This window comes from Streptomyces sp. NPDC088124 (assembly GCF_040685895.1).
Classification (GTDB): domain Bacteria; phylum Actinomycetota; class Actinomycetes; order Streptomycetales; family Streptomycetaceae; genus Streptomyces.
Window position 1 is genome coordinate 182,982 of record NZ_JBFBJB010000001.1, and the last position, 24,839, is coordinate 207,820.

Annotated in this window: 18 protein-coding genes; 10 read left to right on the forward strand and 8 right to left on the reverse strand. The window is 68.3% G+C overall.

Going from position 1 to position 24,839, the window contains the following annotated elements; all coding sequences use genetic code 11:
* Positions 1 to 32: 32 nt before the first annotated feature.
* The gene (locus AB0P17_RS00800; protein ID WP_365806301.1) at positions 33 to 4,625 is read right to left on the reverse strand and encodes a hypothetical protein; all 4,593 of its coding nucleotides are present in this window, start codon (positions 4,623 to 4,625) and stop codon (positions 33 to 35) included.
* A gap of 548 nt (positions 4,626 to 5,173) precedes the next feature.
* Between AB0P17_RS00800 and AB0P17_RS00805 the strand changes: the two genes are divergently transcribed.
* Positions 5,174 to 6,739, forward strand: a complete 1,566-nt coding sequence (locus tag AB0P17_RS00805) for a PE-PGRS family protein (RefSeq protein ID WP_365806302.1) — start codon at positions 5,174 to 5,176, stop codon at positions 6,737 to 6,739.
* On the opposite strand, the gene AB0P17_RS00810 is transcribed toward AB0P17_RS00805, so the two are convergent.
* Positions 6,669 to 7,511, reverse strand: a complete 843-nt coding sequence (locus AB0P17_RS00810) for a PE-PGRS family protein (protein WP_365806304.1) — start codon at positions 7,509 to 7,511, stop codon at positions 6,669 to 6,671. The two genes, AB0P17_RS00805 and AB0P17_RS00810, sit on opposite strands and share 71 nt — an antisense overlap.
* Before the next feature lie 675 nt (positions 7,512 to 8,186).
* Between AB0P17_RS00810 and AB0P17_RS00815 the strand changes: the two genes are divergently transcribed.
* Positions 8,187 to 8,435: a hypothetical protein gene (locus AB0P17_RS00815; RefSeq protein ID WP_365806306.1), complete on the forward strand. Its 249-nt coding sequence runs from the start codon at positions 8,187 to 8,189 to the stop codon at positions 8,433 to 8,435.
* Positions 8,436 to 8,502: 67 nt separating this feature from the next.
* Here the strand turns inward: AB0P17_RS00815 and AB0P17_RS00820 are convergent, their stop codons facing one another.
* The 3 genes from AB0P17_RS00820 to AB0P17_RS00830 form a co-directional block, all read right to left on the reverse strand.
* On the reverse strand, positions 8,503 to 10,029 hold the full coding sequence (locus AB0P17_RS00820) for a LacI family DNA-binding transcriptional regulator (RefSeq protein ID WP_365806308.1): 1,527 nt from the start codon (positions 10,027 to 10,029) through the stop codon (positions 8,503 to 8,505).
* Between the two features lie 47 nt (positions 10,030 to 10,076).
* Entirely contained in the window at positions 10,077 to 10,442 is a 366-nt protein-coding gene (locus AB0P17_RS00825) for a helix-turn-helix domain-containing protein (RefSeq protein ID WP_365806493.1), read from the reverse strand.
* Between the two features lie 89 nt (positions 10,443 to 10,531).
* Positions 10,532 to 10,681 carry an XRE family transcriptional regulator gene (locus AB0P17_RS00830; RefSeq protein WP_365806310.1) on the reverse strand — a complete coding sequence of 50 codons (150 nt, stop codon included), beginning with the start codon at positions 10,679 to 10,681 and terminating at the stop codon, positions 10,532 to 10,534.
* Between the two features lie 600 nt (positions 10,682 to 11,281).
* On the opposite strand from AB0P17_RS00830, the gene AB0P17_RS00835 reads away from it, so the two are divergent.
* The 5 genes from AB0P17_RS00835 (at position 11,282) to AB0P17_RS00855 (ending at position 16,714) form a co-directional block, all read left to right on the forward strand.
* Entirely contained in the window at positions 11,282 to 12,205 is a 924-nt protein-coding gene (locus AB0P17_RS00835) for a hypothetical protein (RefSeq protein WP_365806311.1), read from the forward strand.
* The gene (locus AB0P17_RS00840) at positions 12,202 to 12,897 is read left to right on the forward strand and encodes an ATP-binding protein (RefSeq protein ID WP_365806495.1); all 696 of its coding nucleotides are present in this window, start codon (positions 12,202 to 12,204) and stop codon (positions 12,895 to 12,897) included. Before AB0P17_RS00835 ends, AB0P17_RS00840 begins: the two co-directional genes overlap by 4 nt.
* A gap of 90 nt (positions 12,898 to 12,987) precedes the next feature.
* The gene (locus AB0P17_RS00845) at positions 12,988 to 14,322 is read left to right on the forward strand and encodes a hypothetical protein (protein ID WP_365806313.1); all 1,335 of its coding nucleotides are present in this window, start codon (positions 12,988 to 12,990) and stop codon (positions 14,320 to 14,322) included.
* Between the two features lie 38 nt (positions 14,323 to 14,360).
* On the forward strand, positions 14,361 to 14,981 hold the full coding sequence (locus tag AB0P17_RS00850) for a mobilization protein (RefSeq protein WP_365806315.1): 621 nt from the start codon (positions 14,361 to 14,363) through the stop codon (positions 14,979 to 14,981).
* Positions 14,978 to 16,714 carry a relaxase/mobilization nuclease domain-containing protein gene (locus AB0P17_RS00855; RefSeq protein WP_365806317.1) on the forward strand — a complete coding sequence of 579 codons (1,737 nt, stop codon included), beginning with the start codon at positions 14,978 to 14,980 and terminating at the stop codon, positions 16,712 to 16,714. Before AB0P17_RS00850 ends, AB0P17_RS00855 begins: the two co-directional genes overlap by 4 nt.
* Positions 16,715 to 16,841: 127 nt before the next feature.
* Here AB0P17_RS00855 and AB0P17_RS00860 read toward each other — a convergent pair whose 3' ends face one another.
* Complete coding sequence (locus tag AB0P17_RS00860) at positions 16,842 to 17,663, reverse strand: DUF317 domain-containing protein (RefSeq protein ID WP_365806319.1); 822 nt, start codon at positions 17,661 to 17,663, stop codon at positions 16,842 to 16,844.
* 380 nt (positions 17,664 to 18,043) lie between these two features.
* Between AB0P17_RS00860 and AB0P17_RS00865 the strand changes: the two genes are divergently transcribed.
* Positions 18,044 to 18,748: a nucleotidyltransferase domain-containing protein gene (locus AB0P17_RS00865; RefSeq protein ID WP_365806321.1), complete on the forward strand. Its 705-nt coding sequence runs from the start codon at positions 18,044 to 18,046 to the stop codon at positions 18,746 to 18,748.
* A 380-nt stretch (positions 18,749 to 19,128) separates the two neighbouring features.
* A complete protein-coding gene (locus AB0P17_RS00870) occupies positions 19,129 to 20,247 on the forward strand; it encodes a hypothetical protein (RefSeq protein WP_365806323.1) in 1,119 nt (372 codons plus the stop codon).
* Between the two features lie 310 nt (positions 20,248 to 20,557).
* Here AB0P17_RS00870 and AB0P17_RS00875 read toward each other — a convergent pair whose 3' ends face one another.
* Complete coding sequence (locus tag AB0P17_RS00875) at positions 20,558 to 22,087, reverse strand: amino acid permease (RefSeq protein ID WP_365806324.1); 1,530 nt, start codon at positions 22,085 to 22,087, stop codon at positions 20,558 to 20,560.
* A gap of 42 nt (positions 22,088 to 22,129) precedes the next feature.
* Entirely contained in the window at positions 22,130 to 22,981 is an 852-nt protein-coding gene (locus AB0P17_RS00880; protein ID WP_365806326.1) for a hypothetical protein, read from the reverse strand.
* Positions 22,982 to 23,522: 541 nt separating this feature from the next.
* Between AB0P17_RS00880 and aspS the strand changes: the two genes are divergently transcribed.
* Positions 23,523 to 24,833: an aspartate--tRNA(Asn) ligase gene (gene aspS / locus AB0P17_RS00885; RefSeq protein WP_365806328.1), complete on the forward strand. Its 1,311-nt coding sequence runs from the start codon at positions 23,523 to 23,525 to the stop codon at positions 24,831 to 24,833.
* Positions 24,834 to 24,839: the final 6 nt, after the last annotated feature.

Here is a 24,839-nt window from a genome sequence, read left to right on the forward strand (position 1 = left end):
GGCGGTCCTCCTGCGATCACGGGGCAGATGTCTTACGCCCCAGCATCCGGCCATCGCCACACTGTCGCGTTGGCATCCGCGTCGCGTACGCCCTTCAGTTTCACGTCAGCCATGGATTCGACCTCGAAGAAGCGCAACGGATCGGTGATGATCCGCAGTGTTGGGGTACCTCTACCCTCTTCCAGGTTCGACGCGATGACGAGCGAGTAGTTACCTCCCTCAGCAAGCGCACGCGTGAGTTCTGCGCTAGTGAGAGAAACATCGGCCGGCTCCGCCCCGCCATGAGCCTTGATCTCGTAGAAGTGACCTGTTGAGTCGACAGCGTCAGCTCCCAGTCCTTGAAGACCTCGCTGGTCTTCCAGGGTCCGTCCGCTCGCGCTCAGAATCTCGACAAGCAGTGCCAGAACTGTCTTCTCTTTGTCTCGGTCCTGGTAGCCGAGTAGGCCAGAACGCTCGTTGGGCGCGGCCCCGCCCTTACGCGGTTGCGGCAGCGAGGCGGCACGCCGGCTTCTCGCGGAGGACGCAGAGCGAGGCTGCGGCGAGAACGCAGTACGAGTGGCCTGCGGAGTACGCGCCTGCAGTTCAGCCAAGGAGACCAGCTTGCGAGGCTCAGCCGACGGAGGGGTGGGTGGGGACCCTACGCCGGAAGGCATGGGAATAGACGGAGGAGCAGGGATGGACCGAGGTGACAGCGCTCCTGTTGGCGGCTTCGCCGGACCGCTCGGCTGGGCAGGAACCGTGGGGCCCGACGGCTGTGACAGTTCCCGCTCCCGCAACTGCGTCGCCAAACGCTCGCGGTCTTCATGATCTTGCTGGCCAGACGGGACGAGCGGAGTAACGGGACCGTCCTGCTGCCAGTCGATGTCCCAGAGATCGCGCCAGCGGTGGCCAACATGAATGCGCTCCGCGGAGAAGAGGGAGGCCACGGCCAGCCCTCCTCCTGGCTTGGTCCTTAGCGCCTCGGGGCTACTGACGAAGAGCGCCTTGGCTTCCCGATCGACGTGTGCATCGACCGGGACCTCGATCACCTCATGGTCCTCGCCCTGGTTCAGCCGGATCCGCAGCCCCGGCAAGACCCGTACCTCAAGCTCCGCCAGCCAGGACCAGTCCGTGAATGCCTCGGCAGCGGCTGGCTCATCCCGAACGAGAGTATCCTGCAGGCTGGCCACGGCCCAACGGAAGTCCTCAGTCAACTGCCTATCAGGACTTGCCCGGTCCGGGGCGACGACACACGCTGCCGATGCCTCCAGCTTGTGTACCTTGAGGACACTCAACAGGTCGTTGAATTGCTGGAGATCTCCGCCCGGCTGCCAAACGTGCAGGTGCTCGCCGAGCGTACGCGCGATGGCAGGGTGGTCTACCGCGTAGACGGGCCGTTCCTGCGTCCAGCCGAGGGTGGTGCGCAGCGGCAGCCAGCGCAGCTTGGAACGCAGGCCAAGAGAGATGGGGCCATCGGTCGAAGTAATGGTGTCGGCGAGGGACCTCAGCGCCTCCAGCATCACGCGCTGCTGGTCCGCCTGGAGCTGAGTGCCGGACTGGGTGATCTCCTTCAACACATCAGCGAGGTCCTCGGGTTTCGGCTCCTCGATCCAGAGAGCATCCCAGAGCGGGTTCAACTCGGGGTCAGGGATGGTGAAGGGGCGGAAGCCGCGGAGGATTGTGGGGCCACGGAAGCAGTCGCCCGCCCTCAGCCAGCCCTGGTCGGTGAGCACAAAATCTGTGCCGCTGAAGGCATCCCGAACTTTCCGAAGTTCGCTGCGGGACGTGCCCGCCGGCTCACTCTTCAGCCGCCCTGCCAGAGCCCGATAGACGAGATAGACCTCGGCTTTGAGACGGTCGTCCACCGCGCCAGGAGCCCCAGAGCGCTTTCGAAGTTTCCGCAATCGATTGATCAGCTGGGGAACGTCGGGGTTCCCATTCACTCCGAGAGCAGCCAGGACATCGACACGGTTGGACGTGGTCTCTTGGATCGCAGGGTGCAGGTACCCCGGGTCGTCCTGGCCATAGAGCGCCTGCGCGTCGCGCGTACACAAGTGCACCTGCGCCGGAGTGCGAAGTTTGCCGCTGGTGTCCTCAAGCCAGGCGGTCTCCCGGAGCCGCCAAACCCAGAGGGCCGCCGTCTGGCCGCGCTGGATCCATCGGCGGCGTGCCTCAGCCGCCTGTACGTCCGCGTGTTCGGAGGAGGTGATCATGCCGGGCCTGCCAAGCGTCTGTAGCAAGGCCGCTGTACGACGCCTGCGCTCCTGAGGGATCTGCTCGGCGATGATGTGTTGCACCACGGCGTCCAAGTCCGCACTGCTGCGGTCGTCCAATGTGTAGTCTGCACCCAATCGGCGCAGTTCTGTCGTGCGTGCAGCTGGCGACATCCAGCAGGCCCCGGACAGACCGATGCGGAAGTCCGCCTCGTACTTCTTGGTCGCCCCGCTCGGCTGTAGCTCCTTGAGCCTGGGTACGTCCGCAACTCCGAGGAGACGCAGAAAGGCCGTACGGCTCAGCCCGCACTGTGCTTGCGACAACAGGGTGCGTGAGTAGGAGCGCTGCACCCATTTGATGCCAGGAGTCTTTCCTGCAGCGACAGCGAAACGATCTCCGTCAGTGCTCTCCAGCGTCTGGGAAAGGTAGGCATGTGCTGGCGGCACCTTGCAAGGCTTTTCGTTGCCGTCGGAGTCGTGCTCGTACCCATCGAGGAGTATGGCGCTTCCGATTCCGGGACCGAGTCGCTCTCGCACCTTCCTCGGTACCTCGCCCAAGGCCGCCTGGATAGCAACGAGTTGATCGACACCGCACCCCGTGTCGCCTCCGATTCGTCTACCACCGCGGCCCATCCGTTCGATTCGGCTCAGTACGGCCGCAGTGTCGTCACGCCGTACGAGACAGCCCTGTTTCCGCAGCCAGTCGAGAACACGTCGGGACCACTGCGAGTTCTGCGCGTAACCGGCGTCGAGGTCCACGACGATACCCAGCGTGTCCAGCGGGTTGCTGCCACGTGGTTCGGCGTCCTGCGGCTCCGCGAACGCGACGTCGAGTGCCGTCGGCCGCAGACGCCGGCCATCGGCTGTGATGACGCACGGCCGGATGCGCAGTAGGAAATCGAGGTTCTCGTCGATTGCGACCGCTGTGAGATGGATGGTCTGCTCAATGTCGTACTCGGTGTCGGCGAGTGAGCTGAGCGCGTCTTTCACCTGAACCTCGCCGGAGAGTTCGGTGGTGCCCTCGGAGCGCCAGTCCGTCAGGACTGCGCGCCAATACTGCGCACCGTCGCGGGCGCGTCGCGGAAATGTACTCGGTAGCCCGGCTAGCCGGGCAATGTCCTCGTCATCCAGCACCCCCGACAGTTGCGGCTCCTCGACTGCGAGCAGTGCGAGTGGCTTCGTGGTCCCGTTCGAGCACGGCAGGGAGATCCGGGACGCCAACCATGTGCGGGAACGGTCGACCAACGCCGCACGGATACTGTCCTGGAGCCGGGAGGGCGACGAGGGGTCGGAGGGCGAAGGTAGCGGAACGAGGTGCCAAGCCGAAGGTTCGACGTCGCTGAGTACATCGAGGGCGGCAGCAGCCCAGAGATCCGCGACGAGTGGGACAAGGTCCTCGTTCCATCGGCTGGCAGCAAATCCTTCACGGCTGACCACGGGGTCGAACTGAGCGTGTACACGGGCTGCGGCTCTCAACTCAGCCACCGGTAGCCCAGCATGCACACTCCCCACCTCGGGTCCATGCACGGGCAGTGCGACCGCGACCGGCATGGAGGCTCCCACCGCCTTGTGCCGACGGGTACTCGTGCCATGCGGCGCGACGTGTGCGTCGTAGACCCGCCACAGTGCCCCACTGGTCGTCCGGGCCTCACGCACCCGGACATTCGCTTCCTCACCATCGATACGAAGCCTTCGCCGGTCGATCTCCGTCCAGCTCAGCTTGAGCATCACCGGCGGCGTCTCGTCCTCGGCTCCTTGCTCAGCGGGACCGTCCCTGCGGGCTTCGACTCGCCTCACGTGCCGGAGGAAGAGCAAGGAGCTGTCGTTCCAGGTCTCGAACCAGTCGAAGAGCTCGGAGGCGGACAGTACGTCGGGGTCAAGAGGGATTCGGAAGACCGTCCATTTGGGCCCCACGAGTTGTTCAGGAACCACCAGCGGCTCAACCGACCGAATCGACAGGTCTGCGAACCTCACGTGGAAGGGATGACAGTGCACCTCCCAGGTGGTCGCCAGGGCTCGCAAAGTAGCCAGTCCGATACCGAATCGTCCCGTGGCCTCCGCGTCGGAGCTCTTCCCGCTGAGCCACGGCAGGCCGAGCAACAGGATGTCGGCCAGGCGTACGCCCTTACCATCGTGAGCGATCAACAACTCCTCGGGACGCCAGATGAATCGGACTTGGGAGGCCCCCATGTCATCGGCGTTCTGCACCATCTCAGACAGGACCTGGAGCCGGTCCGATGACAGGGTCTCGGCCCCCTTCTGCCCTCCCTCAGCCATCAACCGGAAGACGCCGGGCCCATTCTGAAGTCCCTCTTCGAGGAGCCTCACTGCGCGAGCGGCCTGTCCCACGGTCTCAACTTCGACACCCGGATCCGTACGTGGATCCGACAGCAGTGCTTCCACTGCCGTGATGAGCTCCTCTTCCTCGTTCACCCGAATCTCCTCCGCATGGGCTATTTCCGACAGCGCCCCCGCGCCCTGCCAAAGCCTCAGGCCAGATGGAGCTCGGTCTGGTTATGATCGGTGAAATCGCGCCAAAGACCGCTATCACAGACCGCCGAGTCAACGTCCAGTGACGAGGCAGGCCGTACGCCGCAGTCCGCCGAAGCACACAGCCAACAGCTCACGTCGCAACCAGTGAACGACCGGAATCACCTGGTCTCGGGCCGCGATTGTCAGACCGGGGTGCTAGAGGCAGCGCGCACTGACGCGTTCTCCCCGTTGAGCTCGTGAACCCCCATGTTGATCTGAAGATGGTCAACAGACGCCTCGTAGAGGCGATGGCAGTGCGCTCAGCCAGCCGCTCGGTCCGAACTGGATGCCCCTCAACACGACTGGCACCGTCGAGGGCTGGCAAGTAGCCCAGTACAGCTTGTCTCGAAGTACCCGCAGACGGTACGACGATCGCCATGCACCCTTGGTCTCCGTTAAATGACCGGCAGCTCGCACTCCTCACCCGCATCGGGGACGGAGCCGACCCCGTGACGTCGGACAGCCCCGAGTTCGCTCTCACCGCCCGCGCGCTCAAGGAGCGGCGCCTGATCATCATGCCCAAACAGGATGGGAAGTGGCAGGCGGAGATCACGGACGCGGGACGCTTCTACCTGGAACACGGCCATCACCCGGACCGGCCGGAACCAGCTCAGCGCAAGCAGCGGCCAACAGGTTCCGACCAACCAGCACGACCGGCCCCTCCGCCACAGAAGCAAGACACAGCCCCGTCCACGACGAAGCCGGCGTCGAAGCGCGCCCCCAAGGTCCCCCAGCCGTCGCCGGCGGAAATCGGAACCGCCTTGATCGCGGAGGTACAGCAGGCCGGGCGGTTCCTCCGGATCCCGAACCCCAGCGACGAGGAGCGAGCCCGCTACCGCAGGGCGTTCGACGCGGCCCGGCAGTGTGCCCCCGAGGGATACAGCCTGAAGTACAGCGGACGGGCGAAGGGGGACTTCTTCCTCGGCCTGCTCCGGGTGACCGGCGAGGACGAGACCGAGTGGAACCGGATCCGGCTGGCGCGCAGCCGTGTGATCACCGACGTCGGGGACGTGATCGAGGCAGTCAGCGCGGACCACAGCGCCTTCGAGATCTCGGAGGAGGTCCTCCCCCGGGTGCTCTCGCTGCTCCGGCTCCTCGCCGAGGAAGCCCTCGCACGCCACGGCGAGATCGCGGTGTCGAAGAAGCGCAGGCAGCCGAGGCCGCTGCTCACCGTCCACGGCAGGACGTACGAGGTCAGCTTCCGTGAACGGCAGAAGCCGGTCCGGTACGTCCCCAAGCAGCCGGGCCGCCGTACGTACGACTGGCAGCGTGTCACCCCGGCCCAGAAGTTCGAGCCGTCCGGCGAACTGGAGCTGCTGGTCAGTCAGCAATCGGGCTACAGCTACGGCTGGAAGAAGGAGTGGGCCGACACCGCCAAGAAGCCGCTGGAGGACCAGATCGGTTCAGTCTTGCGGGCGCTGAAGGCCCGTGCTGAGGAACAGGAACAGGCTCGGCTGGAACGTGAGGCGGAGCAACAGCGGCTGCGAGAGGAGCGGGAGCGTCAGGAGGCCGAGCGCCGGCGCCTGGAAGCGGAGCGAGAGGAGCGGGAGCGGCGGGAGTGGGAGGCCGCCGTCAGCGTGGCTTCGATCAAGGCGATTCACGCGGTACGGGCCGAGCGCTTCGGCACGGCCCTTGAGCAGTGGCAGGCCGCAGGGGAGATCCGGATGTTCTGCGCCGCTCTGGATGAAGCCGCCGCGGCGTCGGAAGACGCCCTCGAAGCCGAGAGGCTGCGAGAGTGGTCGGCTTGGGGGAAGGCGGAGGCCGACCGGCTCGACCCCACCCTCAGCGGCAAGGGCTTGGCTTCTCTCAACTTCCGTGCGGAGCCGACGGGAGATCAATTGCGGCCGTTCCTTGACGGCTGGCACCCACACCGGCCGGAGAAGGAGACGAAGCCCACTGCTCAGCCGGCACCAACCAAGGCGGAGCCAGATCCGTGGCGCGGTCTCATCGACGCACGTCAGGATCAAGGCTGGAGATATGGACGCCCAGGTCGCGCTCAATGGTGGAGGCGATGACGCCGTGGCCGCGGTCGCGTAGGGCCTTGACCGCCTTCTCGACCAACTCTCCGAGCCGGATGACCTCGGCGCGTAGCGCAACCAACTCGTCGTAGCGGTCAGCCTTGTCCTGGCCGCACCACGCTCGGATGGTTCGAAGGACTGCCGCATCCGCGTCCAACTTGCGCTCGTCACGCCGACTGTAGGAGTACCAGGAGGGCTGGGCACGCTCCTGCTCGATGTCCTGCTGCTTGCGGTCCACCTCTGGAAGGATCTCGTCGGCGAGGCGTCCGGCCACCTGGTGGGCGATGCGCTCAGTGACCGACCACCCGGCCAGGCACATGCCGTGGCGGTTCTCGTACACTGCGGCGTCGCGGCGGAGTTCGGCGGCGTCCACGCCGATGAGCAGCGCGGTTTCATCAAGGCGGTTCAGCTCCAGAACGCCTGCGTCCGCCACCGTTCGGCGCAGTCGCAGCCTGTTCTTCGGGCGGACGAAGCCGAGGATCATGCGGGCGGCCTCGAACTCCGTGCTGCCCCGGACGTGCCGAGAGGACTCCACCAGTACCAATTCCGCTTCGTCGTCCTTACGGAAGGTATCGGCATCCGCCCACGGTGCGACGAGTGAACCGGAACTGACCCACTCCTGCAGGCCAGCAGCGTCACCTTCGAGAAACCGCACGTGGATCCAGCCGGATCTGCCAGGGCCACCCACTCGAACGACCTCTACCTGGCGAACCGGGATGCCCAGATCCTTCGGCCGCGCGCGGTATGCCCAGTGCTCGCCAATCTCCATGCGCCCATTGAGCCAGATCTGTTGGCCGCGTTACTGGGTATTCGCCCTAACTGCCGGAGAGCGCTGTTCGCCTTGGGTTGACGCTGCCCTCGCGAGCCATCAGCGCTCAAGGGTCACACGCACCCGCCCACGCGCAGAGGAGTTCGCCGGGTGCGTGCCCGTGAAGGCCAGCTCTCATTCCGCCCACCAGGGCGGTGCGCTCGGCCGCGTCCGGGTAGGGCCCATCGACCGGCTGCCCCCTGGCCTTGACCGAGGTCAACTGAGGTGGCTCACGCCGGTTGCGCGGCTTAGCTCCGGGCGGGTAGGGCGCGAACGTGCACGAGACAGCAGTGTGCGGCTGTCGGCTTTAGCGGCCCGGCCAGACCAATTCAAGCGACCGCGAAAGTCCATGTTCATAGCGGCGTCGCACGACTACTCCAAGGACCGCACTCTCAAACCCGCAGGTCAGAAGCCACGAAACAGGACGGCGAACAGCACACCCTCAACGGGCACCGCAGCGACTGTAGGCACATTCGCGAAGGCTCGAATCAGCTCGCGGCAGAGTGCGGTCTCCTCCGTGCCCCGGGGTGCCGCCGGACACGACCAACGGACTTGCATGGCTAACTCCCCACCAATTCATAGTCGCTTCACACATTCGCCGCGTGCTGCCGCACGCCCCAGAAATGAAGGTTCGCCATGCCCACTACCAACGACCACTCGGATGACTCGCATCCGCACGGAACGCCGCCCACCGAGCCTCCTACCCGGGACGAGACCCCCGCAGAGCGCCCGCGCTCACAGAACGCCCTCGCCTGGGCCACGATCGGGCTGTCCGCGGCCTGCTTCACCGCCGGTGTGGCCCTCTCACTGACCGGCCACGACGAGACAGGCATCGCACTCATCGGCGCCGGAGCTCTGGAACGAGGCGTCAGCCCCCAGAAGTAGGGCAGGATCGTGGCCTGGGCCTCTGCTGCCGGACTCACCCCGTCCGGCGGCAGAGGCCCAACCGCGTCTAGACAACGCTGTGGAGAGCCACTCTGCGCGATTGCAGAAGCTCGTTGAGTACGCGCACCGGTGACGTGGGGTGCATCGCAAGCCGGGCGTCGAGCGCCGTCTCCCACTGCTCGGTCAGCCCGGCCATGAGGCGCTTGCGCATGCCAGGGGTGACATGGGCGTAGCGTGCTGAGACCGAACCATCGATGTGGCCCATGCGCTCGTCCATGAGCACCTTCTCCGTGCCGAGGTCCTCCATCACGGTCCGATGGGTGTGGCGGAGGCCGTGGGGTGTGAGGCCCCTGGCGATCGGGAGCCAGCAGGCGTCGGCCCGGTCGCCGGCGCCGCGTCCTCGGGCCGGGACCCCGGGCCACGGCTCGCCGAGCAGAGGTACGGGGCGGGCCTCCTGCGGCGCCTTCTTCGGGTACCAGCCCGAGACCGCCGGGGTGAACAGCCATGTCGCGAAGCCGTTTCGGCGCCAGTGGGCGGCGTGCTGCGGCACCGCGCCGCCCCGTACGAACCCCAGGTCCGCGATGGCCTGCGTCACCCGCGCCCTCTTGGCCTCCGTGACGCGGTCGGGGTGGTTGAGGACGTTGGACACCGTGCCGGTGGAGACTTCGGCGCGGCGCGCGACGTCGACGAGTTTCGCGCCTTGGTGACCGCCAGTGCGGGCAGCGCCCTGTCCCCGGAAGACGTAGGTCTTGCCGTGGCATGGGCAGGGTGTCGGCTTCGTGCGGGCGACATGGTTGGCGACCAGGGCTGAAAGCCAGTCCATCGCGTAGATGGTGCGGTAGCTGTCGTCCTTGGGCGGGCAGCGCACCAATTCGCCGGTGTCGAGTTCGTACAGCTGCCACTCGACGCGCACGGAGCCGGAACGGGCGAACTCCGTCTCCAGGCCGACGATTTCACCCCAGCGCATGCCGGTGTATCCCTTGAGGACCACGGCGACGAACTCGTCGTCGCGGCCGGAGAGGAGAGCGGCGCGTTCGGCGGTCAGCAGGATGCCGAGCGGGTCGGTGACGACCTTCTCCGGGCCGCGGTTGCGGGAGCGGCCGGCGCGCTTGCCGCGTCCGCGCCGCCTGGTGGCCGGGTTGGACGTGATCAGGCCCTCGTCGATCGCGTCCTCGAAGATCAGGTGGAGCGTCGAGCGCCAGGTTTTGACGCTGGAGGCCGCGTAGACGGCCTTCTCCTTCTTCTCCCAGAGGTCGACATCCGTGCGAAGGATGCCGGCGAGCGCCTTGTCCTCGAAGTCGGGGAGCAGGTGCTCCTCAATGTGGCGCTTGTAGTTCTGCATGGTCGAGGCGGCGAGGTCCTGGGCCTCGTACCAGCGGTTCGCGTACTCGCCGAAGGTCTCCTGCCCGAGTGCCGGGTCGCGCCAGTCACCTCGCCGGTATTTGTTCTCCGCCTCGCTCGCGGCGCGCTGGGCCTCGCCTTTGGTGGCGAAGCGGATGGCCTTGCCGTTGTCGTCGATGACCGTGAGGTGCTTGCCGGGCGCCGTCTTGTACCGGCCGCGCCAGTAGTTCCCACGCTTCTCCGCGAAGCCCAACTTCTCTCTTTCTGTCCGCTCTTGGATCGTGGCTGGGCGCGGGCGCGCTACACGACGGGCTCGTACTGGGTGCGGCGCGGTGGCCGGGCCCGCAGACGCGCCGTCGTCGCGGCCGTAGTCGGCCGAGAAGACTGGGTGGAACGAGTTCGGGCAGCGGGAGGACCTGTTACCGCTGGGTCGGCCGGCGCGGCGCTGAGGAATCGTTTCGGACGCTCTTCGTGGAGGCGGATGATCTCGGCGAGGTGTGGGGCGGTGAAGCGGTAGGAGCGACCGACGCGGGTGTGCGGGATGAGTCGGCGCCGGGCACGGTCCTTGACCCACCAGGCGGAGCAGCCGAGGGCTTCGGCGATCTCCTCTGGGCGGTAGAGACGGGGCAAAGGGGCGCCACCCTCGTTGGCAGGAAGGTGGCGCACGAGGGCGGGCGGTATCTCGGAGTCGCGCAAGAAGGGCGGGTCCTCACTCGTTGGGGGACTGCTCGGTCGGTGTCGCTGGACGGCACTCGTCACGTGGCGGTCGGCCTCTGCGGGAGCACGAGAGGCGAGATGAGGAGGGCGTCGGCGATCACGACGAGGTCGTCGAGGTCGCAGCGTCGTTGGACGGGTTCGACGCGGGACAACGTGGTGTTGGACATCGGGTGGCCGGGAGCGGTCACGCGACAGGCCGACCGGCGTTGCGAAAGGACGATTTCACTGCGGAGGATTTCGATGGATCGGGCGGCCCCTATTACTGCCGGGCCGATTTCCGATGAACGTGTGGGCATAACTTCAATTGAAGGTCCGGTTCGCCGGTTTGGGTAACCGGCGATCGTGGTCTATATTGCGCTCGCGTGGCTCCCCGCGCAGTGGTTCGAGAAGGTCGAGACGGGCCATCGACGACCCTCCAAGGGTGTTCTGACGTGGGGTGTTGTGTTGTAGCTTCCCCGTCGGCGACACGTCAACGGCTTCCCACTGTGATGCTTCTGGCTCGGCATCCGGGGCAACTATTTCGCCAGCCGCCGATCGTGCCCTACAATTTTGAGACCGCCTTTTACCGCCTGTCTTTTCGGCAACCTTTCTGCCGTAAGAGATTTCGCGGGATTGGGCTGGACTTGCGCGGCCTGGGTGTGGCTGTGTTGACGACACCCCCCGGGGAGCGCGAGCGGCTATCAGCGCGCCACGCGTCGTCGACCGGTCCCCCTGACGCCCGTACCGCCACGATCGACGGTGATCCGTGGGCGCCCGCCCACCTGCAACCGAGTGAGGAACCGCCCCTCTTGGCACGAATCCGCACCATCAAGCCCGAAGCCTTCGTCTCCGAGTCCCTGGCCGCCGTCTCCCTGGCCGCGGAGCGGACCTTCCTCGGCCTGCTCACCCAGGCCGACGACCAAGGCCGGCACCGCGACCACGCCGCGATCATCGCGGGCCAGCTGTGGGTCCTGCGGCCGGAGCACACCCCGTCCGATGTCGAGACGGACCTCGCCCAGCTGGCTGACGCCGGACTGATCTGCCGCTACAAGAGCCCGGACGAGAAGCGCTACTTGCATATCGTGACCTGGCACCTGCATCAGAAGATCAACCGGCCGAGCAAGAGCCGCCTCCCTGCCTGCCCTCATCACAGCGCCTCGGCCGGAGACCCTCCGAACACCGCGAGGGTCAGCGTCACGGAGCCCTCCCTGCCGCCTCACGGAGGATTCCATGAGGACGCACAGGCTGCGCGCGAGACTGCGCCAAATCGGCGCGTCAATGGAGAATCCGCAGGTCAGGACAGTTTCATGGAGTCCTCCGTGAGGGCTCACGCAGAACACCCGGAGCCGTCGGTGAAGCCTCACCGCCCGGATCTAGGACCTAGGATCATGGATCTAGGAAGTATCCCTCCGGGGGGCGCGAGCGCCCCCGCGCCCGACACCGTCTCGGCCAAGCAGCTCCTTGGCGAGTACGTCGCGGCGTGCAACCACCGCCCGCCGGACGCCTTCCTCAACCAACTGGGCGGACAGGTGCGCAAGCTGCTCGAGGAGGGCATCGCCCCCGCCCCTCTACGAGCCGCCCTCCAACGCCATCGCGCCAAGGGGCTGTCCCCGAGCGTCCTGCCCAGCCTCGTCCACGAGGTCATGAACGCCGCCTCCGCGGTCGCGCCCGCCACCCACCGGGCGTGGACGAACCCCACCGACGTCGTCGCCGCGTACGGAGATCAGCTCTGACCGCCACCCTCGCACGAGAGCCCCGCCCAGTCGGTCCGCTTACCGACCGGCTCACCACAATCCTGGCCGGCCGGGGCATCGCCCCCGATGTCATGGCGGAGGAGCCACCGGCTGAGCCCGTCACAGCCCTGGAACTCGCGGACGCCCGTGTCCCCGCCCGCTACCGTCGCGCCCTGGCCGATCACCCGCGGATCACCACTTGGGCCGACCAAATCGCCCGAGCTGGACGCCCCGGTCCCAGCGGACCCGGCATCGCCGAGGGTCCGTCGCTGCTGATCGCCGGTCCCACCGGCACGGGCAAGACCCATCAGGCGTACGGCGCCGTCCGCGCCCTCCTCACCCGGGGCGTCCGTCTGCGCTGGGAGGCCACCACCTCGGCCGACCTGCACGCGCGGCTTCGCCCCCGCGCCGGCCACGACGGCGAACGGGACCTGCGGACGCTGGCCCGCTGCCCGCTGCTGCTCCTGGACGACCTCGGCGCGGCCAAGACCAGCGAGTGGACCGAGGAGCTGACCTACCGGCTGATCAACCACCGGTACGAGCACATGCTCCCCACCCTCATCACCACCAACCTCCCCACAGCCGAGCTGCGCACCGCGCTCGGCGACCGCGTCGCCTCACGCCTGGCCGAGATGACCGAGCGCGTCGTCCTCACCGGTCCCGATCGACGCCGTAACGCGCCCGCCTCCTGACATCAGCCGCGCGTACCCCTTCCCACCCTCACCGCACCCCGCCCGCGCACCGGCATGCCCCGCTCGCGCGAGCCTTTGGAGAGCCCCTGCATGACTTCCGGCGACATCGTGCCCACAAGTGCCGCAGAGACAACCGCAGCGTCCCTCGCTCACTGGATCACCCCGACCGCGGCAGCGGTAATCGTGCTCGTCGCCCTCGCCTTGACCGCTGGATGGCTGTGGCAGCGCGCCCGTAAGCGCGACACCGAAGGGCCGCGCCATGGCACTGCCGCGGTCCGGGTCGCCGCCGTCGCCGCGATCGGCTGCACCGCCTACAGCGCGGACACCAGTTGGCGGTTCGCTGCCGACTACCTGGACATGGGCGGCACCGTCGAGCGCGCGGCGATGTTCGCCGCCGCCGAGCTCGCCCTGTTCGCCACCGCTCTGCTCGCCCGGCAGAACCTCAACGGCCCGAAGCAGGCGCCCGGCCTGCCGGGCACCCTCACCTGGGTGATCACGGCCGTGCAGATCCTGCCCGCCTATGCCGAGTCCGGGCCAGTGGGCGGAACCGTGCGGGCCTTCGTCGGCCCGTTCCTGGCGGCGATGCTGTGGCACCTGGCCATGGGCATCGAACTACGCCACCGCAGCCCGCACGCCGACTCCCGCGGCTTCGCCGCCGTCCTCGCCCGGCAATCACGCGAACGGCTGCTGGCCCGGCTCTCGATCGCCGACCGGGACGCGGACGCTGCCCGGATCATCCGCGAGCGCGCTCTCGACCGGGCCGTCACCCTGATACTCCAGGCGGAGGCCATGACGCCGGAGCGGCGCGCCAAGCGGCGCGGGCGGCGCCTCACCAGCCGTCTGCACCAGGCACTGGAGCGGGCCGACGTCGACCGTGACGAGCGCCAGGACGAGCTGCTGCTGCGCAAGCTCGCCACCCGCCAGCAGGCTCTCGCCCTGGCCTCCGTCTCCCTGCCTGCCCGTTGGCCCCGTCCGGACGCGGGCTCGACGGGCAGCGCCGCGACTGCCCGCCCGCGAGCCGCGGTGGCGACGCGGGCGGAAGCTCCGGGCGGCCCACTCTCCAACGTCACGGGCGGTGACGCCCCCGACCGGGTAGCCCGCCCTCTGCCCGGGGACCGCCCGCTACAGCCCGCCCGTACCGCTGTCGGCCCGGAACCGGAACCGGGCGAGGCAGCGCCGCACGTCGATCCGGGCAAGGCCGCACGGGCGAAGTCGAATCGCCCTGGCCGAAAGCCACGGGCGACACCGGACCTGCTCACCACGTACGCAAAGCGCCTCCACCACGAGACCGGGCGCCTCTCCCGTGACCTGCTGGAGGAGGCCGTACGCGCGGACGGCCACAGCGTCGGCAGCGACATCGCCGGAGAAGTCGTCCGCAGCGTCAAAGCCGACCTGGGGACCAGGCCCGCCGACCAGCCGTACTGAGACCACACCTACCTCCAGCACTCAAGGAAGGCCGCTCGATGCACGACTCCCACCACGAACTGCACCACGCCCAGACGAAGATCACCAACCCCGCCCCAACGAGAGCAAGTTGGAGGTTCGGACACTCCCCCGCAGGGGGAGCGCCCGAACCCGACCCCGCCCCAGGGGTGGCGGGGCCCGTCCGGCGCCAGGGGGCGTCGGACGGGGAGGCTGCGACCGAGGGCGGATCGCAGTCGGGCAAGGCCAGCCGCCCGCGCAAAGCCGGGAAGGGGAAGTCGCGTCCGCGCGACAAGAAGCAGCGCCCCGCGCACAGCGTCCGCCTCAACGGGCAAGAACTCGACATCATCCAGTCCGGCGCCGACCACGTCGGCATGAGCGTGGCAGGCTTCCTGGCCCACTCCGCCCTGGCCGCCGCCCGTGACCAGTCCCGCACCGCGGCGATGATCGCGACTGAACGGGACATCCTGACCGCCCTGTTCGGCGTGCGCCGTCAGCTCGGCTGGGCAGGCAGCAACGTCAACCAGGCCGTCAAGGCTCTCAACTCCGGCGCCGACGCGCCGCATTTCGCCGCCGCCCTCACCGACCTGCAACGCGCCGCGCGAGCCGTGCAACGGGCGGCCGACAGGATCACCGACCGACAGGAGGCGCAGGCGGCTTGATCCCCCGGATCCATCAGCAGGGCAGCCGTACGCTCGGGCTCCTGCACTACCTGTACGGCAAGGGCACCCACGAGGAGCACATCGACCCGCACCTGGTCGCTTCCTTCGACGGCATGGCCCCCGATCCCGGTCGCGACCCCTCGGTGACGAAGAAAGACCTCCAGCACCTCCTCGACCAGCCTCTGTCGCTGCTTGACGCGGGCCATCGTCCCGACCAACACGTCTGGCACTGCTCCGTACGCGCCGCCCCCGACGACCCGATCCTGTCCGACGAGCAGTGGGGCGACATTGCCCGCCGTACGGTCGCCGCCACCGGCATCGATCCCGGCGACGGCGCCGGCTGCCGCTGGGCCGCTGTCCGGCACGCCGACGACCACATCCACATCATCGCCACCCTGGTCCGCGAGGACGGCCGCCGCCCGGACCACCACCGCTCCGGCAAGCGCGCCCAAGCAGAGTGCCGGCTGATCGAGAAAGAACTCGGCCTGCACCAGGTCGCATCCGGGGACGGCACCGCGGCCAAGCGGTCCACCAGTGCCGAGCGGCACAAGGCCGAACGCGAGGGCAGGTCACGACCTGCTCGCGAGGAGTTGCGGGAGTCTGTACGGTGCGCGGTGGCCGGCGCGACGAGCGAGGAGGAGTTCTTCGACCGGTTGGCCGCAGCCGGGCTGCTGATTCGCAAGCGCGTCGCGCCCTCCGGCGACCTCCTCGGCTACAAGGTCGCTCTCCCCGTCGACCGCAACAAGGACGGTGAGCCGGTCTTCTACGCCGGTTCCACGCTCGCACCCGATCTGTCCCTGCCCCGCGTCCGCGAACGCTGGGCACGTCCCGCGGAGGCTGCCCCGTCGGGGGACAGCACCCGGCCGGAACAACCCACCCTGCCGGATGTGACCGGTCCCGCGTTCGCGCGGCGCCGGGCCTCCGCCGCCGCCTGGCAGGCCCTCCTGATCATCGACCAGGGCGACGACGGTGCGGCAGCGGCCCAGATCGCTGCGGCGGGGGAGATCCTGGACGCGCTCGCCAAGACCTCCGCCGCCCACACCCGCGCCGAATTCCGGGAGGCTGCGACCGGGTTCGAGCGGGCCAGCCGCTCCCACGTGAAGGCCGTACGCGGGCACGACCGCGCCCTGCGCCAAGCGGCCCGCGATCTCATCCACAGCGGTCCCGCCCTCGGTCGCGGGGAAGACGGCGCCACCACCGCCATGCTCATCGACATGGCCTTCTTCCTCGCCATCGCCGCGGCGAACTGGCATGCCAAAAGGCACCACGGCCAGCAGGCCGCCGCCGCCCGACAAGCCGCTGGACACCTGCGCGCCGCCTACCGAGCCGCCGCGGGTGAACCTATGGCCGCCCTCCGCTATCGGGGCCAGCATCTGGCCCCGCGCGTCCGGCAGCGGCAAGCCGACCTTATCCACCACGTGCTGCCGGCCCTGGCCACACGGGTCCAGGCCGAAGCCGGCTGGCCCGCCCTGGCAGCCACTCTCGATGAAGCCCGCAGAGCCGGTCACGATCCGGCGGCTCTGCTGACCGAAGCCGCCCGGCGGCGCGAGCTGGGCACCGTCACCTCCATCAGTGACGTCCTTGTCTGGCGCCTGCGGCGCGGCGCCCATCTGCCCGCCCTGACCGAAACCCGCCACGACACACCCGCCCGAGGCAACCGGCGCAAAGAGTCCTCGGTGTCCAGCGCCCTGCCCTCGCTGAGTACCGTGATCGATCCCAACCGGCGACGCTGACCGGGAGCCCACGCAACACACCGACGATCGCCGGTTGGGCTGAGCGGCCCGGGATGCGCCTCCGGACAGGACACATCGCAAAGCCGGGCCTCCCCTCGGGCGGCCCGGCTCACGCGTTGGATGGCCTTCAGTGGGCTGGGGCGCGCAGGAGCCGATCGCGTGTGCTCTCCGGCAGCACCCGGCGCAGGACCGGTGCGCGGGAACAGAGGCCACCGGCGAAGGCGGCGACGAGGTCGTGCGGCACGCCCGGGCTGAACGAAGCCGCCCACAGGTATCCAGCGCCGAGCATCGGCTCGGACCACGCCTGCCAACCGGCCAGGACCGCGTCGTCCGCCTCAGCCACAAGGGCCAGTGGGTCACCATCCTGGATGAGGGGCGGCACTTCACCGAGGCGGACGTGCGAGGCGAACGTCGGATCCACCGCACCCGCACCGGGCTGACCGGTGTCACGCGGCCAACCGTGCGCCGCGACCGCGTCGAGGACCAGCTCGGGGCCACCGAGCGGCACGGTGGGCTGATCGCGGGCGTCGAGTGCGGCGAGGAAGGTGGAGAGGACCTCGCCGGGCACATCAGGAGTGAAGTAGGCCGACCACCGCGCGAGCGGGCTGCTCGGCTCCGCGCGAGCGGACACCTGCCAGGCAATCGGCAGATTCCCCAGGTGGAACGGCTCGTCCGGCAAGACCCACTGCGCCCACCGCAGCGAGTCGGGACTGATGTGAAGGACGGTGCTGCGTAGGACCTGACGGGCCTCCGCCGCCTCGTCCGGCTCCTGGCGCCCGCGGACGATCGTCAGACTCGTCCAGTCCAGATCGGCGAGCGTATCGGCCACAGCCTCGTACAGACGCCCGTCATCACCGGCCAAGTGCCGGGGACCGACCCAGTACGCGGGCGGGGCGCCGGCCGGGGCAGGCGGGCCGAACGGAATGTCGGAATGCAGGTACGCCTCCAAAGGTTGGAAGTCTTTTACGGTTCTTCGAACGGACGTGCACGTCCGCGCGGTCGTCAACGACCAGGTGCACATCGTCGGCGGAGAACCGATCCATCACGAGCGTGTCCTGGCCCGGGGCGAACAGCCAGGCAGGCAGCCGAAGGACCTCAAAGGTGGTGGGAAATCCGGGCTCCAGGGGACGCCGCGGTCTCCGGCAATCACCTCTATGACCTGGTGCTGTGAAGGAACGTCGTCCACGTTGACATGCCACTGCAACGTTGGCCAGTCATTCGTGGCTCTTTGCTGTCTGCCCCCGGCGAACTGCGATATGGAACCCGAGACATCACGGTCGAACCGAGAAAGGATGTGCGCGCGACGCGGCCAATGCTGATAGTTGCTCCATGGATGCGATCGAGTCCGCACGCGCCGTCGTAGAGGAACATCACCCTGACGCGCGAGCCGCCCTCCTGGGAGGCAGCGTGGTGACAGGCCGCCGCACAGCCATGTCTGACCTCGACATCGTGGTGCTGCTCCACGGAGCCCCGGCCCCGTACCGCGCGAGCGTCCAGTACGCCGACTGGCCGGTGGAGATGTTCGTACACACCGAAGCGACGTGGCACGCCTACGTCGAACGGGAACTACGCAGGCGCCGGTCACCGCTGCTGTGGATGTGTGCCGACGGGCTGCTGCTCTTCGACACCGACGGACTTGGAGCACGCATCGCCGCGGAAGCCCGGAGGCTGACCGCCTCGGGACCGCCCCCGGAGTCGGCGGAAGAGATCGACGACCGCCGCTACGCGATCACCGACCTCCTGGACGACCTCGCGGGAAGCACCGACCAGAGCGAGCGTCTCTTCGTCGCGACCGAACTGGTCCGACGGACCGGTGAGCTGGCGTTGGCCGTCGGCGGTTCGTGGGGTGGTGGGGGGAAGTGGCTGGCGCGCCGTCTTAAGACGACCGCGCCAGGGCTCAGCACGCGCCTCCGTCACGGCCTGCAAGAGGTACTGAGCGGGAGAGTCGAGCCCCTTGTGGCCGTCGTGGAGGAGGTGCTCGGACAGGCCGGCGGCCGATTGTGGGTCGGCTACAAGCGCGCCGGAACTCCCTGAACGATCTCGCTCCGCACGGGACCGACGCCCCGCCAAGCCTCGCTGTCTCGGGCCTGCGTGGGCGCCCCTACGTCAGTTCGTCGGCAATACCCGGTCAGCCTTTCGCCGACGTCGACTCTCAGGAGGCAAGAACCTCACCGAGGTACGCCTGCACAGGCTCGAACAGCCCATGTGGAACGTATTGAGGAATCTCGCCCTGGCTTCGTCCACAAGAACGGGCAGCAGATGTTCACCACTTCGGGAGGCACCCCGCGTACCGAGGATTCGAACGGTGACGCTGCACACCGTGATGTTGCACGGTCTCGTGCAGCGGAAGAAAAACGTGTTGGCTGGTCCGTCGCTGAGCTGTGACGATGCTTCTGTTCCCTTACGGAGGATGTTTGTTCGTTTTCGTGTGCGCCGGCTGTGGGGGCAGGCTGACCGTCCCGTTGTCCCAGGTCGCGCTGCCGGCCCACGCTCATCAGAAGTACGGGAACGGGATCCAGCTCCCGGTGCTCATGGAGTCGGGCACGTTCGCGGTGGACCCGGAGCCCTGGGGGCCACCGTGGCGGGGGTGGGAGGAGATCCGGCCGGACGAGGCGGCCGCCCGCGGTGTCTACGCTCCGGTGTATGCCCTTTCCGACGGCGCGCCCGGCGCGATCGTCATCGCGCCGGGCGATGCCAGCGGCACGATGCTGATCCCGGGAAATCGCGGAGGCGGCTACTGCTGCGGCCTTGACGGTGCCGACGGACCCAACGTGGCCTGCGCGCAGTGTTACCTGCCCGTGGCGAGCCGGATCGACGACTGCTCGCTCTGGCAGGCGCTGTGGCTCACCCCGAACGCCGTACGCCGCCTTCCCGTCGACGGCGCCGACGCCGCGCCGCTTTCCTGGTCCGAGCTGATGGCGGAAGGCAAGGGCACACCCCTGTTCGAGCCGATCGCCACCTGGGGGCGGACGGCGGCAGGCCACTGGTCGAACTACTGGTGGTCGTGGAGCCCGCAGTGGGAGGCGGCGGCCGGCCGGGCGCTCGCCCACCTGCTGGCGGCTTCAGAGGGCCACCCGGTGATGGTCCCGGGCGGCTTGGTCGGGCAGGTCTTCCAACGCGCGCTCGACGCCCTGTTGCCCGCGGGCCCGCGGGCGCGTTGTGCCGTCCTGGCGGGACCTGGACTGCCGGCCTCCAGCGAAGACACCTCCATCCTCCTCGTGCCGTCCCATCCTCAAACAGGGGAGACCTGGGCCCCGGCCGACCCGGCGCCGTACCTGGTACCGCTGCCGTTCGGGGTGTGGCTGTGGCTGGCCTTTCCCGGGCCGGAGCTGCCCGTCCCCGCGTCGGGGACCCTGCCCGCCGGTACCCTCCGCGACGACTTCGACCCGCCCGCGCCGCGCCCCGGTCGCCTGTTCCGGGCCGACCCGGAAGTGCTCCGGCACACCCTGGTCCGGCTTCCGGCCGTCCGCAGCCCGTGGCTGCGCGAGATCCTGGAGAACCTCACGCACCACATGCGCGCCGGCCTCTTCTAGCCGACTAACAGGGGCAGCACGTCACTCTCCGGAACCGCCGCAATCAAACAGCACCAGATCCTGGTGCCTCCCGAAGTGGTGAACATCTGCTGCCCGTTCTCGTGGACAAAGCCACTCGCCCCGCGTCACCCAGCAAGATCGGCCGCGCACGACGTCAAGTCGGTCAATGGCGATCTGACAGCGCGGACAAGCTGGGCGTGAGCCGCTCCAGGACCTCCTGTCTCACGACGTGAGTCAGGCCCAGTGCCAGGTGCGCGGCTGGGGCCGCAGCCCCAGCCGTGCTTCGTCGAGAGCTCGACGGCGCCGCGCCCTACGGGCGAGCGGCTTCCCGCCTGCGTGTACGTTCGCGGTCTGGCCGGGAATTGCGGGGATGGGTGGGGTTGAGGAACCACTTGCGGGCCGACGCGAGCCACCAGATTCCACAGAAGGCGACCACGACGCCGACCGCGATCGGGGCGTAGTTGAAGGTCTTCGCCGTGACTGGTGCGCTCTGCGGCAGCATGAACAGCACTGTGATCACCAAGACCCACATGACGGCGATCGTGCCGACGATGGTGGACCAGGAACCGAGGTGCCAGGGGCCGCGCTCGAACCGGTCCCCCTGGCGCAGCCGGAGAAACGTGGGAATCACGTACGCGATGTAGAGGCCGATGGTCGCGATGGAGGTAACGGCCGCGTAGGCGGTGCTGTTCCACAGGTAGGGCAGGCCGAGGGCGAAGGCGCCGCCCGTGGCGAGCCAGACGGCGTTGGTGGGAGTACGCGTGGCGGGGTTGAGCTTGTGCCACGTCGAGGAGAAGGGCAGAGCGCCGTCACGGGAGAACGCGTAGATCATGCGGGAGTTGGCGGTCACGGACGCCATCCCGCAGAAGAGCTGGGCGACGATGATCACGAGCAGCAGCCACTTGCCGGCCACTGTGCCGAGGGTGTCCATGAGGATCTGTGCCGGGGGCACGCCGGTGCCTGATTCGAGGGCTCCTTCGTAGGACTGGATGGCGTACGTGAACCCGAAGAGGAGGACGAACCCGGCTACGAGGGAGACAAGGATCGAGCGGACGATGCCCTGGGGGCCGGCGGTGGAGGCGTCGATGGTCTCTTCCGTCATGTGGGCCGAGGCGTCGTAGCCGGTGAAGGTGTACTGCGCCATCAGCAGCCCGATCAGCACCACGTAGACGCTGGACGAGAAGCCGGTGTTGTTGACGAACTCGCCGAACACGAAGCGCGTCGACTGGTGGTGATCCGGGACGAGGACCAGGGCGCCGCAGATCACGACGACGCCCAGGATGTGCCACCAGATGGACACCTCGTTGAGGAAGGCGACGATGTGCACGCCGAAGGTGTTCAGGACGCCGTGCAGGACGAGGATGATCCCGAACAGCGTGATCGTGTGACCGGGCGTGACGGCAAAGCCGAATTGGAGTTCGAGAAGGGCGTTGAGGAAGTTCGCGGCACCGAAGTCGATGCCCGCGGTGACCGCTATCTGCCCGAGCGTGTTGAACCAGCCGGTGAACCACGCCCAGGCCGCCGCCGTGCGCTGGGGGGCCATGCGGTGCGCCCAGAAGTACAGGCCCGCGCTGGTCGGGTAGGAGGAGCAGACCTCGGCCATCGACAGGCCCACGAACAGCGTCATCAGGCCGACGAACAGCCAGCCCCACATGATCACCGCGGGCCCGCCGGTGTTCATGCCGTAGCCGTACAGCGTCATGCAGCCGGACAGGATGGAGATGATCGTGAAGCTGACGCCGAAGTTGGCGCGGCCGGACATCGAGCGGGAGAGCGTCTGCTGGTAGCCGAGTTGCTTGAGGCGTTCCTCGTCGGAGACGCGGGAGACGTCAAGAGGCATAGGGGTGCCGTCCTTCGTACGGTCGGAGGGTGTGTCGAGTGCTCAGTGATGCCGACGCCGCGGCGGGCTGTAGGCCCAGGCGCGGTGCCGCAGGAACAGTTCGTTGGCCTGGCCGCAGTAGGACCAGGGAACCCGCGTGGCGTAGGAACCGATCGCGTCGAAGACCTCCAGGGCCTCCTGGTGGCGGTTCGCGAACGACAGCGCGTGAGCGAGATAGTTGGCGTCATCGGCGAAACAGGCATGCGGACGCGGTGCGCGGTAACGCCACCAACGCTCCAGCACCGGGTCGACCTGCGGACACTCGATCCAGGGGTGGATTGTCAGCCCGTAGGCTTTCGGGTCCTGTTCCTGGCGGGACCGGTGCGCTTCCGCGAGGACGACGAGGGGCAGGACCGCGATGGGCAGCCCTCTGGGGGCGATGGATGCCTGCTCGTCAGCCCACCACGCCGCCTCACCCTGCGCGCCGTGGTGGCCGGAGAGCAGGTAGGTGACCACCTCATGATGTGCCTCCCGGTTCCAGGGGTCACGCTGCTTGATCTCCTCCCACACACGGTCGAGCGTGTTCCGATTGGGGGCGTGCGTACGGAGCAGCGCGAGCATGACGACCAGTGGAGCGACATCCTGCGGCCATACGTTCAGCGCGGCGCGGCACGTAGCCCAGGCGTCCTCCATCAGCGTCCGGCCGCTGTCGCGTCCGGCGATCATCGCGCGCAGGGCCTGCACATTCGCGAGCAGCGCGAGGGCGTGCGGGGAGCGCGGCTCAGCTTTCGCCCAGGTGTCGGCGCACCTGAGCCGCGCCCCGGCTTCGGCGAGAACCTGGAGACGGAAGATCCGGCGATCCCAGTCCGGCCCGGTCGAGGTCAGCAGGTCGCGCGGACCCTCCCACCGCCCCATAGCGGCGTCATCGAGCGCCCGCCGCAAGGGCTCGTCGCCCCTCGCCGGGTGAGTGTCAAGAAGTCGCGGCGCTCTCATCCTTTCTCACCGCCTTGTCCGTTCTCGGCCGCGTGACCGCCGTGCCGCCGGGCGTCGTGCTCCTGCCTTCCTGGCCCCGCAATTCGAACTCGTACGGACCGGCTGGCTCGCGGCCTCGGGAGGAAAGCGCGCTACGGTCGTCGCGCGTTTCCCGATTGCGGACGGGCTCGCGGTGTCCGTATCCTTCCGGGCAACGCGCTGACGGAGATGAGTAGCCAGGGATCACGCGAGCCGAGAGAACCGCCGGAAGCTGGGAAGGCGGTCTCGCGCCCCGAGGTGAAGACCCTCCCGAGCGCGGGGAGGAACGACCCCATCTGGTGGTCCAATGCCCCGCCGGCCGGCCCCCGTCACCGGGCTCGAATGAGGCCGTCACTCTGTGGCGGCGAAAGTGCGGTGGTACCGCGAGTTGCCCTTCTCGCCCGCACTCCCAAGGGATCATGACGACGTCCTCCGGAGGACCGAAATGATCCACAGCCGCGTACACGTCTCCGACCTGCGAGAACACGTGGGCCGTACCGTCTCCGTCTGCGGGTGGGTGAACACCCTGCGCCTGCAGCGCAAGATGCAGTTCGTCATCGTGCGGGACGGCACCGGCCTGGTGCAGGTGACCCACAAGCGCGACGACGGGCCGCTGGAAGCCCAGCTCGAATCCCTCACCCCCGAGTCCGCCGTCCGTATCACCGGCCGCGTCGTCGACGCCGCACAGGTGAACCTGGGCGGCCTGGAGATCGTCCCCGCAGCGGTCGAGATCCTGAACCTGGCCGCCGCCCCGCTGCCGATCGACGAGCACACCGGCCTGGAGCAACGGTTGGACTGGCGGTTCCTGGACGTGCGCCGACGTCCCGCCACCCAGTTGATGTTCGCCGTGCAGACCACCCTGGAGCAGGGGATGCGCGAGTACGCCTACGCGCAAGGCGCCACGGAGATGCACACCCCCAAGCTCATGGGCACCGCCTCGGAGTCCGGCGCGGAGGTCTTCGAACTCGGCTACTTCGACCGTAGCGCCTACCTGGCTCAATCGCCCCAGTTCTACAAGCAGATGGCGATCTCGGCCGGGATCGACAAGGTCTTCGAGATCGGACCGGTCTTCCGCGCCGAGCCGTCGTTCACCTCCCGGCACGCCACCGAGTTCACGGGAGTCGACGTGGAGCTGGCCTGGATCGACGACGTCGAGGAGGTCATGGCGTTCGAGGAACAGATGCTCGCCCACGCGATCACCCAGGTCGCCGACACGCACGGGCAGGCGATCAACGAACTCTTCGGCGTCGAGGTCACCGTCCCCACCACACCCTTCCCGCGCATCACCATGGCCGAGGCGCACGAAATCCTGCGCAAGGGCGGCTGGGACCCTCAGGAGGCCAAGGAGGACCTGGACCCGGAGGGCGAGCGGAACATCTCCGCTCACATCAAGAAGGCCACCGGGCATGACTTCGTGTTCATCACGCACTACCCGGTCGGCATTCGGCCCTTCTACCACATGCGGTCGGCCGCCGACCCGGGCGTGACCCTGAGTTTCGACCTGCTGTGGAAGGGACTGGAGGTCACCACCGGCGCCCAGCGTGAGCACCGCTACGACGTGCTGCTGAAGCAGGCCGCTGAGAAGGACATGAGCCCCGAGCCGATGCGGGACTACTTCAACGCGTTCCGGTACGGATGCCCGCCGCACGGCGGGCTCGGCATGGGCCTCGGACGGGTGTTGATGGTGCTGCTCGGCCTGGACTCCATCCGCGAGGCCACCTTCCTCTTCCGCGGGCCCAACCGGCTCACTCCGTAGCCGGCT